The following is a 211-nucleotide window of genomic DNA, read 5'->3' as shown; positions in this document are numbered from 1 at the left end:
TTACCGAGGCGAAGCAGACGAAGGAGCGGTCCTGGCTGGGCGAGGTCTCCGCGGTCGTTCTGCAGCAGTCCCTGCGGGACGCCGAGACCGCGTACCGCACCTTCTTCGCCTCCCTCAAGGGCGAGCGCAAGGGACCGAAGGTGGGAGCACCACGGTTGAAGTCCCGTAAGGACGCGCGGCAGTCGATCCGGTTCACCGCCAATGCCCGCTG

1 pseudogene is annotated in these 211 nt (G+C 67.3%); it reads left to right on the top strand.

Going from position 1 to position 211, the window contains the following annotated elements:
* Window positions 1-211 (top strand): annotated as a pseudogene (locus tag IH68_RS0149340) (RNA-guided endonuclease TnpB family protein); the annotation flags it as partial.

This window comes from Streptomyces sp. NRRL S-646 (assembly GCF_000720765.1).
Taxonomy (GTDB): domain Bacteria; phylum Actinomycetota; class Actinomycetes; order Streptomycetales; family Streptomycetaceae; genus Streptomyces.
This window is presented reverse-complemented; position numbering and strand designations above follow the sequence as displayed.